11 protein-coding genes are annotated in these 11,180 nt (G+C 67.1%); 6 read left to right on the top strand and 5 right to left on the bottom strand.

All coding sequences use genetic code 11. From position 1 onward, the window contains the following. Positions 1 to 133: 133 nt before the first annotated feature. Genes B9C99_RS11230 through B9C99_RS11210 form a run of 5 tightly spaced genes read left to right on the top strand, consistent with a single transcriptional unit; the run spans position 134 to position 5,144 of the window. Positions 134 to 1,522: a cytochrome P450 gene (locus tag B9C99_RS11230; RefSeq protein ID WP_088897857.1), complete on the top strand. Its 1,389-nt coding sequence runs from the start codon at positions 134 to 136 to the stop codon at positions 1,520 to 1,522. A gap of 7 nt (positions 1,523 to 1,529) precedes the next feature. Beyond that, positions 1,530 to 1,724, top strand: a complete 195-nt coding sequence (locus tag B9C99_RS11225; protein WP_088897856.1) for a ferredoxin — start codon at positions 1,530 to 1,532, stop codon at positions 1,722 to 1,724. A gap of 15 nt (positions 1,725 to 1,739) precedes the next feature. After that, positions 1,740 to 2,291: a nuclear transport factor 2 family protein gene (locus tag B9C99_RS11220; RefSeq protein ID WP_016693017.1), complete on the top strand. Its 552-nt coding sequence runs from the start codon at positions 1,740 to 1,742 to the stop codon at positions 2,289 to 2,291. Further along, positions 2,285 to 3,544, top strand: a complete 1,260-nt coding sequence (locus B9C99_RS11215; protein ID WP_088897855.1) for a hypothetical protein — start codon at positions 2,285 to 2,287, stop codon at positions 3,542 to 3,544. Before B9C99_RS11220 ends, B9C99_RS11215 begins: the two co-directional genes overlap by 7 nt. Positions 3,545 to 3,566: 22 nt before the next feature. Continuing rightward, entirely contained in the window at positions 3,567 to 5,144 is a 1,578-nt protein-coding gene (locus B9C99_RS11210) for a GMC oxidoreductase (protein WP_088897854.1), read from the top strand. A gap of 49 nt (positions 5,145 to 5,193) precedes the next feature. Here B9C99_RS11210 and B9C99_RS11205 read toward each other — a convergent pair whose 3' ends face one another. Together B9C99_RS11205 and B9C99_RS11200 are read right to left on the bottom strand one after the other, a co-directional pair. Continuing rightward, complete coding sequence (locus tag B9C99_RS11205) at positions 5,194 to 6,657, bottom strand: FAD-dependent oxidoreductase (protein ID WP_088897853.1); 1,464 nt, start codon at positions 6,655 to 6,657, stop codon at positions 5,194 to 5,196. A gap of 22 nt (positions 6,658 to 6,679) precedes the next feature. Beyond that, complete coding sequence (locus B9C99_RS11200) at positions 6,680 to 7,525, bottom strand: LLM class F420-dependent oxidoreductase (RefSeq protein WP_088897852.1); 846 nt, start codon at positions 7,523 to 7,525, stop codon at positions 6,680 to 6,682. 163 nt (positions 7,526 to 7,688) lie between these two features. Here B9C99_RS11200 and B9C99_RS11195 point away from each other — a divergent pair, with 163 nt between their 5' ends. After that, on the top strand, positions 7,689 to 8,372 hold the full coding sequence (locus B9C99_RS11195) for a TetR family transcriptional regulator (protein ID WP_016693022.1): 684 nt from the start codon (positions 7,689 to 7,691) through the stop codon (positions 8,370 to 8,372). 34 nt (positions 8,373 to 8,406) lie between these two features. On the opposite strand, the gene B9C99_RS11190 is transcribed toward B9C99_RS11195, so the two are convergent. The 3 genes from B9C99_RS11190 to B9C99_RS11180 form a co-directional block, all read right to left on the bottom strand. Further along, a complete protein-coding gene (locus tag B9C99_RS11190) occupies positions 8,407 to 9,234 on the bottom strand; it encodes a hypothetical protein (protein ID WP_088897851.1) in 828 nt (275 codons plus the stop codon). 169 nt (positions 9,235 to 9,403) lie between these two features. Next, positions 9,404 to 9,511 carry a methionine/alanine import family NSS transporter small subunit gene (locus B9C99_RS11185; RefSeq protein WP_006551747.1) on the bottom strand — a complete coding sequence of 36 codons (108 nt, stop codon included), beginning with the start codon at positions 9,509 to 9,511 and terminating at the stop codon, positions 9,404 to 9,406. Then, complete coding sequence (locus B9C99_RS11180) at positions 9,508 to 11,112, bottom strand: sodium-dependent transporter (RefSeq protein ID WP_088897850.1); 1,605 nt, start codon at positions 11,110 to 11,112, stop codon at positions 9,508 to 9,510. The genes B9C99_RS11185 and B9C99_RS11180 overlap by 4 nt, the downstream gene beginning before the upstream one ends. Positions 11,113 to 11,180: the final 68 nt, after the last annotated feature.

Genomic DNA, 11,180 nt, shown 5'->3' with positions numbered 1-11,180 from the left:
GTCGGAGCGTCCAGCGCGATGGGGCAGCCAGTCCTTCCGAGCCTCGACCGAAGCAGAAATCCATCAGCTACACCCCACCGCTCTGGGCATCCAGGGCACCAACCCCAGACACCTACAAACTTAGGGACAATCCATGACCACACTCGTCGAACCCCGGCGTGTGTCCGGCGGCGAACACGAACACGGCCACCTCGAGGAACTGCGCACCGATCCCATCGCGCTCATGCGCCGGGTGCGTGAGGAGTGCGGCGACGTCGGGGTCTTCCAGCTCGCCGACAAGAAGGTCGTACTCCTCTCCGGTGCAGAGGCCAACGAGTTCTTCTTCCGGGCTGCGGACGAGGATCTCGACCAGCAGGCCGCCTATCCGTTCATGAAGCCGGTCTTCGGCGAGGGCGTCGTCTTCGACGCCAGCCCCGAGCGCCGCAAGGAGATGCTGCACAATTCGGCGCTGCGCGGCGAACAGATGCGCGGCCACGCCGCGACCATCGACCGCGAGGTGCAGGACATGGTCGCCGGCTGGGGCGACGAAGGCGAGATCGACCTGCTCGAGTTCTTCGCCGAGCTGACCATCTATACGTCGTCGGCCTGCCTGATCGGCAAGAAGTTCCGCGACCAGCTCGACGGACGATTCGCCCACCTCTACCACGACCTCGAGAAGGGCACCGACGCCCTGGCCTTCGTCGATCCCTACGCGCCGATCGAGAGTTTCCGGCGACGCGACGAGGCCCGCCGCGGACTCGTGGCCCTCGTGCAGGAGATCATGGACGGGCGCATCGCGAACCCGCCGCAGGGCAAGGAGGACCGCGACATGCTCGACGTCCTCGTCTCCATCAAGGACGAGGACGACAAGGAACGTTTCAGCGCCGACGAGATCACCGGCATCTTCATCTCGATGATGTTCGCCGGCCACCACACCACCTCGGGCACGGCGGCCTGGGCGCTCATCGAACTGCTGCGCAACCCCGAGTACATGCAGCAGGTCACCGCCGAACTCGACGTCCTCTACTCCGACGGCGAGAGTGTGAGTTTCCATGCGCTGCGGCAGATCCCGGTGCTCGAAGCGGTCCTCAAGGAGACGCTGCGCCTGCATCCGCCGCTGATCCTGCTCCTTCGGGTCGCGCGCGACGACTTCGAGGTCGCCGGCTATCGGATCTCGGAGGGCGATCTCGTCGGTGCGACACCGGCGATCTCCAACCGCATCCCGGAGGACTTCCCGGATCCCGATGCCTTCGATCCCGGCCGCTACATCGACCCGAACCAGGAGGACATCGTCAACCGGTGGACCTGGATCCCGTTCGGGGCCGGCCGGCACCGCTGTGTGGGAGCGGCGTTCGCGCTCATGCAGCTGAAGGCGATATTCTCGGTTCTGCTGCGCGACTTCGAGTTCGAACTGTCCCAGCCGCCCGAGACCTATCGCAACGACCACTCCAAGATGGTGGTCCAACTCGAACAGCCGTGTGCTGTGCGGTACCGACGACGCACCCGGGCGGCGTCGGACACCGGCACGGCGACGCAGGAGTGAGGTTCGGATGAGGATCGAAGCAGATCTCGATCTGTGTCAGGGACACGCGATGTGCTCGATGGAAGCCCCGGACGTCTTCTCCGTCGCCAAACGGGGTGAGGTGGAGATCCTCCTCGATCCGGTGCCGGAGGAGATGCATGCCGACGTACGAGCAGCTGTGAAGTACTGCCCCACCCAAGCCCTTCGCATCGTCGAAGACTGAGGACCAGGAGACAGGATGGCCACGTTCGATCGTGCCGAGCTCGACGAGATGATCACCCGCTGGGTCGACGCCAACAAGCGGGCCGAGGCCGAAGGCGATTGGAAGCCTTTGGCCGACATGTACACCGAGGACGCCACCTACGGCTGGAACTACGGTCCGAAGGACGAGTTCATGGCCGTGGGCCGCGAGGAGATCCGCGATCTCGCACTGGGCCAGGAGATGGACGGGCTCGAAGGCTGGCAGTATCCCTACCAGCAGTTCGTCGTCGACGAACGCTCCGGCGACGTGATCGGCTTCTGGAAGCAGGTCGCCGACAGGACCCGTGAGAACGGTGAGCACTACTCCGTGCACGGTATCGGCGGGAGCTGGTTCCGGTACGGCGGCAACTTCCAGTGGTCGTGGCAGCGCGACTTCTTCGACTTCGGCAACGTCTCGCACCTGTTCCTCGAGATGATCACGGCGAATGCGCTGTCCGACGGTATGCAGAAGCGGATCGAGCGATCGACGGGGAAGAAGCGGCTTCCCGGCTGGTACCGGGTCGGCGAGTCGCCGGTCCCGTTGTGGTGACCGCTGTGGACACCGGCGGATCGTTCGCCGCGCTCTCCCGCACCGACCTCGCCGTGCTCGTCCCCGAACTGTTGCTGTGCGGTCAGCTCATCGACCGTTCGGGGATGGCACATCTGATCTCGGCGTTCGGTCGGGAGGGCATGGCGGAGGTGGCCATCGAGGAATGGCAGGCGTCCTCGCCGTGGTACACGCGCCGCATGCAGCGTGCCCTGAAGTTCGAGGGCGACGACGTCGTCACCATCTTCAAGGGCATGCAACTCGACATCGGGGCGCCCCCGCAGTTCATGGACTTCCGCTATCGCGTCCACGACCGCGACCACGGCGAATTCTGGCTCGACCACTGCGGGGCACTGATGGACGTCGAGCCGCTCGGCGACGCCTACGTGACCGCGATGTGCCACGACATCGAGGACCCGACCTTCGACGCCACCGCCCTCGCCACCAATCCGCACGCGAGGGTGCGGCCGATCCATCGGCCGCCCCGCGCGCCGGCCGATCGGCACCCGCACTGCGCATGGACGGTCACGATCGACGCGTCGTACGAACCACCGGCTGTCGAACCACACACCGAAGCGCTCGGCCGGACCGCGGCCGTGGCACTCGAGCTGAGTCCGATCGACCGGGACGGTGAAGGGAGACACGACTATTCGGGACCTCTCCTCGCAGACCTCCGGTTCGACGAGTTCTCGAAGTCGGCCCTGGTACGCATCGCCGAAGAGGTGTGCCTGCAACATCACCTGCTCGCTCTCGGCTTCCTCATGAGTGTGCGCAAGCGGACCGACGAGCAGTCCGCGATCGAGCTGACCCGTAAGCAGCTCACCGGCATCGCCGGCATCACGTCCGAGCGCATCCGTACCGCGCTGGGACTGCCGCGCTCGTTCGCCGGCCTGGCCGCGGTACTCGACGTGCATCCGCTGCTGGCACCGCACCGGTACGTCGATCGGGTGATCTGTTTCGACGACGACGCGCTGGGTCTCCGGATCAACCGGCGAGGTGGCGCCTTCGACGACGGGTCCTGGCCCACCCTGATCGACCCCGAACACCTCGGTCCGCTCGACGCCCTGGTGCGTGGTGTGGATCCGCACTTCACCACCCGCCTGGTCTCCGAGACCGAAGAGGCACTGGTCGTCGAGGTGTTCCGTGCCGAATCCCCGGCGAACGAGTGCGACGAGGTCGCCATCACCCGCTTCAGCACGGGTTCGTCCTTCGTCTTCGAGGATCGGGGTATCCCCCTCCCGCTCACGGTTGTCTGACCACGCTCCAGGAGAGCCATTCGTGAATACTGCGCTGTCCCGCCGTACCTTCCTGCGGGGAACCGTCGTCGGCGGTGCGGCTGTTGCCGCGTTGTCGTTGTCCCCGATCCCACGCGCACGCGCCGAGGTCACCGAGGAGCGCCATCGGGCGGTCGTCGTGGGCAGCGGATTCGGCGGTGCGATCACCGCGCTGCATCTCGGCCGGGCCGGTGTGCAGACCCTGGTCCTCGAACGGGGCATCCGCTGGCCCACCGGGCCGAACGCCGAGACGTTCCCACACATGCTGCAACCGGACCGGCGCATGTCGTGGTTGTCGCCCGCCCCGGTGATGACCGGTACTCCGCCGATCCCGACCGAACCGTTCACCGGGCTCATCGAACGGGTTCCGGGGAACGGTATGGACGTCATGTGCGGAGCGGGGGTCGGCGGGAGTTCGCTGGCCTATCACGGCATGACCGTGCAACCCGACGGGCAGCGATTCTCCGATTCGGTGTCCTCGCGTATCGACTACGACCTGCTGGCCTCCGACCACTATCGGCGGGTGGCACGGGTGCTGAGGGTCGCGACCATTCCGGACGATCTGCTCGACCACGATCGGTACCGGTCCTCACGCCAGTTCCTGGACCGTGCAGGTTCGCAGGGCTACGACACGTTCAGGGTGCCGATGTGCATCGACTGGGACTTCGCGCGACGGGAGCTGACCGGGGAACTGAAACCGTCCTACACGACGGGCGACGTCATCTACGGAGTCAACAACGGCGGTAAGTTCTCGGTCGACGTCACCTATCTCGCCGAGGCGGAACGCACGGGGCACGTCACGGTCGCGCCGCTGCACCGGGTCGGCGACATCGAGCGTGCTCCGGACGGCACCTGGATCGTGCACGTGGACCGGATTCAGACGGACGGAACGGTTCTCGAACGCAAGCGGATCCTCGCACAGTCGCTGTTCCTCGGTGCCGGATCGGCCGGCACGACCCGTCTCCTCGTGAAGGCGAAGGCGAAGGGGCTCGTCCCCGATCTTCCCGACGGCGTCGGAACGGGATGGGGCAACAACGGCGACCGGGTGTTCGCCGTGACGAGCCCGCTCGTCAGCCCCGGCGACCATCAGGGCGGGCCCGCCTGTGTGGGTATGCGCGACTACACCGATCCCGCCGGCCCGTTGATGATCGTCACCGGCCCGGTGCCGTTCCCCGTCGATGTGGGAACGACCACGATGATCGGTCTGGGGATCGTCGACGGCCGAGGAGTCTGGCACTACGACGCCGGCCGCGACGATGCGGTCCTGAACTGGGATCAGGCCTACGATCGGGAACTCACCCGTGCGATCGAGGCCCGCATCCGGCGGATCGCGGGACCGGCCGCGATCGTCATCGACGTCAACGCCGTCGACATCAACACCTTCCATCCGCTCGGTGGTGCGCCGTTCGGGGTGGTGTGCGACGACGTGGGTCGCGTGCACGGCCAGCCCGGCCTGTACGTGGTGGACGGCGCCAAGATCCCGGGGTCGACCGGGGCGTGCAATCCGTCCATGACGATCGCGGCGCTCGCCGAGTACGGCGCCGACCACATCGTCTCGCGCGACCTGGACCGCGTGTTCTGACCTGACGGGTGGTTCCGGTGGCTCGGCCACCGGAACCACCCCTTCGGTCTCAGCCCTTCGCGGCCGACAGACCGGCGCGACGCCCGAAGAAGCTTCCGTCGCCCAGCGAGGTGCCGCTCGCATACCCCCAGGCGCACACGCCCGACGTGCAGCGACCCGCGGCGAACAGGCCGGGGATCGGATCGCCGGACACGTGCAGCACCTCCGAGTTCACCGAGGTGCGCAGGCCGCCGAGCGTGAAACCTGCTGTGCAGTTGCGGAGATCGAGCGCCGCGATCGGGCTGCCGATGGGCTTGACCCACTCGCTCTTCTTGCCCAGCACCGGATCGCTGCCGTTCTCGGCGTGCCTGTTGTAGACCTCGACGGTCGCCTGCAACGTCCCCACCGGCAGCTCCATGTCGGATTCGAGTTCGGCGACGGTCTCCGCGACCCACTTCGGACGGAACCGGAAGAAGGGCGTCGAACTCGTTGCCGCACAACCCTCCTCGTACGCCTGTTCGTCGATGATCAGATAGGCCTGGTTGTCGTTCTTCAGCAGCGTGAGCTGACCGATACGACCCGGATAGGTGTCCTCGGGGACGTACCGCTGACCGCGGCCGTTGACGAGGATGCCGCGGGCCATCAACTGCGGGTCGCCGAAGAAGGCGACCTCGGTGGCGTCCATGTGCGCGAGATCGGCGCCGAGCGCCTGCGCCATGCGGATCGCGCGGCCGTCGTGCTCCTCGATCGCCGCACCCGGGCGGCCGCTGAGCTGCGGCGCGTACGACTCGACCATCTCCTTGTTGTACGCGAAACTGCCGGTCGCGAGGACGACACCGCGGCGGGCCCGGATGTGGACGTCCTTGCCGTACTGCTTGGCCGTCAGGCCCACGACGCGTCCGTCGCCGTCGACGATCAATCGCTGCACCCGCACGTCGTATTCGGCACGTACACCGAGGCTTTCGGCGACCTGCGAGAGCGGCTGCATGAGCATGTACCCGCCGCCCTTCTCGCCGGTGCGCTTGTCGGTCATCTGCGGGACGTGCCCGCGCGGGGCGGGCGTGGCGATCTCGTTGAAGGGCGCGGAGTTCTCGCCGCCGGAGTACATCAGGCCGTCGTCACCGGGGATCTCCCACCCGGGTTCGCCCCAGAAGCTCTCCTTGAACACCACACCGTTGTCCACGAGCCACTCGTAGTGTTCGACGCTGCCCTCGCAGTACTCGGTGATCTTCGCTTCGTCGGCTCCCGGCCCGAGCGCGGCGAGCATGAACGCCTTCATGTTCTCGGGTGTGTCGTCGAATCCGAGGGCCTTCTGCAGCGGGGTGCCGCCGCCGAGGTAGACGATGCCGCCCGACAGTGAGGCGGCACCGCCCCAGCCCCCGGTCCGTTCGAGCACGAGCACGTCGGCACCCGCGCGGGCGGCCTCGATGGACGCCGAGACACCGGCGATGCCGTAACCGGCGACGACGACGTCGGCTTCGTGGTCCCAGGTGGAGACGCTGTCGGCGGGAAGGGGGTGGAGATCGGTGCTCATCGGGGTCCGTTCGGGTCGGTGATCAGTGGTCGAGTTTCGAGGCGAGTCGGTCGATGTACGCGACGACGTCGTCCTGGGCGCGGTCGGGCAGACCGAAGATCACCTCGGTGACCCCGGCGTCCTCCCAGAGCTTCAGTTGTTCGGCGTCGTGACGTCCTGCCAGAGCGAGGATCTCGGGAGTTCCTGCACGACCGGCGTCGGCCCAGGCCTTGTGCAGACGGGCGACGTTGTCGACGACGTTGTTCTCCGTGGGTGTGGTGATCCATCCGTCGGCGTGGCGGACGATCCAGTCGAAGTTGCGGTCGGTGGAACCGGCGCCGAGGAAGATCGGGGGCCGCGGCTGCTGTACGGGTTTCGGCCACGCCCAGCTCGGCCCGAACGCGACGAAGTCTCCCTCGTAGGAGGCCTCTTCTTCGGTCCACAGCGTCTGCATCGCTTCGAGATACTGGCGCATGGCGGTGCGCTTCTTCTTCGGCGGTACACCGTGGTCGGCGAGTTCCTCGGCGTTCCAACCGAATCCGACACCGAAGTTCACCCGGCCGCCGGAGAGGTGATCGAGGCTCGCGATGGTCTTGGCGAGTGTGATGGGGTCGTGCTCGAGGGGTAGGGCGACGGAGGTGCCCAGCCTGATCGTCGACGTCACCGCGGCGGCGAGGCCCAGCGCCACCCAGGGATCGAGGGTGCGCATGTAGCGGTCGTCGGGGAGGGTCTCGTTGCCCGTTCCCGGATGCGCGGATTCGCGGCGGATCGGGATGTGGGTGTGTTCGGGCACGTAGAAACTGTCGAAACCGCGGCTCTCCGCGGTCGAGGCAGCAACTTCGGGCCGGATTCCCCGGTCGCTTGTGAACAGGGTGATTCCGTGGCGCACAACAGCCCCTCTCCAGACGGTGACGGAGAAAATGTAACGCGTTCTACATCCGGAGGGAAGAGATTTCCGGACACCTGTCCGGTTGTGGCCGGTCGGCGGTGCGAAAAGGCAGACGCACCACGCTGAACTATCCTCGAAACGGGCATGAACGGAAGGTGACGTGATGACGGAGCAGTCGACGACGGAGACCGCGGGCGAGGAATCGGCGTCGACGCAGACCGCGCGACCGCCCCTCGGATCCACTCGGTCGCCCGGTGCGGACCTGCGGCCGGCGCAGCGGGCGCGGTACATGCGGATCATCGCCTCCGCCGAGGAACTCGCCTCCGAGGGTGGCTACGACGCCGTGCAGATGCGGGCGGTCGCAGACCGATCCGGTGTCGCTCTCGGCACGGTCTACCGGTACTTCCCGTCGAAGAACCACCTGCTCGTCGTGGCGCTCGTATTCGAATTCGAGACCGCCGCCGAAGCCGTGACCACCGCGGAGATCCCGGGCGACGGTGCCGCCGAGCGTCTCATGGGCGTCCTGCGCGGGGTGATGCCGCGTCTGTCCGAGAATCCGCTGCGCTACGACGCGCTCATCCGGGCGGCGATGTTCGCCGATGCGTCCTCGGCGCCCGAACTCGACCGTCTCGGTGAGGTGCTCACCCGACTGTTCGCGCAGGCGGCGGGCATCGACATCGTCACCGAAGAGGTGCTCAACGCCGTGCGGATCATCGCCGACGTGTGGATGTCGGCGCTGGTCGCGTGGGTGGCGGGCCGGCAGTCGGTCGACGATGTGCTCGCGCACATGGACACCGCCGTCACGCTCGTGTTCGACCGGCTGAATCGACTGCAGCGGGCGAGCTGAGGCCCACCTGCTGCAGTTCGAGTTCGGGGTTCGATCAGGCCGGCACGTCCACGATGCCGATCGTGGGCAGGAAGAAGCACTGCGCGTCGCCGTTGCGGACGTTGCCGAAGACGGCCGAGAGCACGGTGCCCGATCCGGTCTCGACCGGCGCGACCCGCACACCACCCAGCGGCAGCGTGTCGGCGATGAAGGTCGTGATCGCCTGCTCGACGAGCCCGCGCAGGTCTTCGGGAACCCCGGCCGGGATGGCGCCCGCGGCCGCCTCCTCCGGCGTGCCCATCGGCACGAAACCGCCCTGGAAGGTGTTGACGTTGAACCACGCGAGCTGGATGCCCGAGGTGTCGGCGTCCTCCTCGAGCCCGACGGGGACGAAGGCGAAGAGCGTCTCGGCAGGGGAGACGACGTTCAGGTTCTCGGACACGAACGGGATGTCGGAGTTCGGCCACGGCCCGGGCAGAGCGCCCGCAACGGCCGGCACGGTGCCCAGCGGCAGGTCGCCGTCGGCCGTGCAGAACGGTGCGCCGGTGGGGTAGAGGAACGGTTCGACGCCGAGGCGACGCAGGAACTCCATGCCGTCCTCGTAGGCGCCGAGCGGGGTCGCTTCGGCCGCGTCGACAGCGCTTCCGCGTGCGTTCGCGATCGCTTCGGCAGCAGCGAGAGTCGTGGGATCGACGCCGGGCAGCGCGCGGAGGGCTTCGAGCGAGCTCACGAGCGGGCTCGTGGCGGGCGCTTCCGCCGGTGCTGCCGGCTCCGCGGGCGCGGGTTCGGCGACGGCGACGGCGGGAAGTGCCAGGCCTGCGGCGACGGTCAGGGCTGCGGCGGCCGAGATGCGACGCATCCGATTGCGGTGTCTGCGGCTCATGTGGGGTTCTCCTCCTGTGGGTCGTGACACCCGGACGGGCTCTACCTAACTCTAAAGTAGAGGTTTAGAGTACGACCGTTCCAGGAGACCACAAGGGCGGCGCTCCGGCCAGAGCGCCGCCCCGTGGTGTTACCGAACCGACACCCATGTGGGTCGGTTGTGCAGATGATCAGTCCGGATCGTCCGGATGCTTTCGCAGATGCAGGATGCTCAGCAGGAGACCGCCCCACAGCGTGACGAGGGCGAGAATCATCATGGCGACGGCCGCTGTGCTCATCGGGTACCTCCGGTGGACGAGTCGGGTCCGGGCGAGGGATCGCCGGACGAAGCAGGCGCCTGGGCGGACGCGAGCGGACGGTTTTCGTCCAGCTCGTATTCCTCGTCGATTCCCCTGCGCCACGGGATGAACGTCAGGAGGACGGCGAGGATGATCACGCCGGCCTGCACGCTCCACCCGAAGGCCGTGACCAGGCTGTCGGGAAGACCGCCGTAGCCGTCGCGGACACGGTCGCGGATCTCGCTGAACAGCATGTAGCCGAGGACGAGCGGGGTGATGATGCCCGTGAACACCATCCAGCCCGTGCCGACCTTGAACGACGACACCGAGTTGAGGTGGTCGCGGAGTTCGGGCAGACGACGATAGATCCACGCGACCACCACGAGCGCCACGAAGGCGACACCCACGATGCCGAACTGGTTCGCGAAGCGGTCCACCACGTCGAGGGTGTTCAGGCCGGTGGTGGTGGGGAAGAGCAGCAGCGACACGATCGCCGACACACCACCGATGGCGAGAACGGCAGGCACCCGGCCGAGGCCCGTCTTGTCCTGGAAGGCCGAAACGGTCACCTGGATGATGCTGATCATCGACGTGAATCCGGCGAAGACCAGCGAGCCGAAGAACAGCACACCGAAGAGCGGGCCGCCGGGCATCTCCGAGACGATCGTCGGGAAGGCGATGAAGGCGAGACCGATACCGCCGGCGACCACCTCACCGACCTCGACGCCTTGCGCCTGGGCCATGAAGCCGAGAGCGGAGAAGACACCGATGCCGGCGAGCACCTCGAAGCTCGAGTTCGAGAACCCGACCACGAGACCCGAACCGGTGAGGTTCGTCTTGCGCTTGAGGTACGACGCGTAGGTCACCATGATGCCGAAGGCGACGGACAGCGAGAAGAAGATCTGCGCGTACGCCGCGATCCACACCCCGGTGTCGGTCAACGCCGACCAGTTCGGGGTGAAGAACGCATCGAGACCGGTGGTCGCGCCGTCGAGGGTCAGCGACCGGACGACGAGCGCACCGAACAGCAGGACCAGCAACGGCACGAAGAACCGGTTGGCGTTGCCGATACCGCGCTGGACGCCGAGAGCGAGCACCGCGAGCGTCGCGATCCAGACCAGCAGCAGCGTCCACGCGACGCCCGGCACGAAGCTCAGGCCGAAGGTCGCATCGGTGTCCTGGTTCAGGAACGAACTCATGAAGAAGCCTTCGGGATCGTCGCCCCATGCCTCGGTGATCGAGAAGAAGGTGTACCGCGCGGCCCAAGCCACGATCACCGCGTAGTACACGCCGATGACGAAGCACACCAGCACCTGCCACCAGCCGATGAACTCGGCGCCGCGGCGCAGTCTGCGGAAGGCCAGCGGCGGCGAGCCGCGGAACTTGTGCCCGATCGCGTAGTCGACCAGGAGAAGGGGGATACCCGCGGTCAGCAGCGCGACCAGATACGGGATCAGGAATGCGCCACCACCGTTCTCGTAAGCGATGTACGGGAAGCGCCAGATGTTGCCGAGTCCGACCGCCGAGCCGATTGCGGCCATGATGAACACCGACCGGCCCGACCAGACCTCCCGTTTACGTGTGACCTCGTGCTGTGCCACGGACCTCGTCCCTCCATTCATTCGGATGGAGGACAACGCTAGCGCCCCGACCGGCGCGCGGGCGATCT

It is taken from the genome of Rhodococcus sp. BUPNP1 (assembly GCF_002215235.1).
Taxonomy (GTDB): domain Bacteria; phylum Actinomycetota; class Actinomycetes; order Mycobacteriales; family Mycobacteriaceae; genus Rhodococcus.
Note: the sequence above shows the minus strand (reverse complement) of the source record. Positions and strands in the feature narration are given on the sequence as shown.

Coding starts and splice junctions, on each gene's coding strand:
- B9C99_RS11190 (WP_088897851.1), bottom strand. CDS start 9,234: ATGAGCCGCAGACACCGCAATCGGATGCGTCGCATCTCGGCCGCCGCA.
- B9C99_RS11230 (WP_088897857.1), top strand. CDS start 134: ATGACCACACTCGTCGAACCCCGGCGTGTGTCCGGCGGCGAACACGAA.
- B9C99_RS11225 (WP_088897856.1), top strand. CDS start 1,530: ATGAGGATCGAAGCAGATCTCGATCTGTGTCAGGGACACGCGATGTGC.
- B9C99_RS11185 (WP_006551747.1), bottom strand. CDS start 9,511: ATGAGCACAGCGGCCGTCGCCATGATGATTCTCGCCCTCGTCACGCTG.
- B9C99_RS11220 (WP_016693017.1), top strand. CDS start 1,740: ATGGCCACGTTCGATCGTGCCGAGCTCGACGAGATGATCACCCGCTGG.
- B9C99_RS11205 (WP_088897853.1), bottom strand. CDS start 6,657: ATGAGCACCGATCTCCACCCCCTTCCCGCCGACAGCGTCTCCACCTGG.
- B9C99_RS11195 (WP_016693022.1), top strand. CDS start 7,689: ATGACGGAGCAGTCGACGACGGAGACCGCGGGCGAGGAATCGGCGTCG.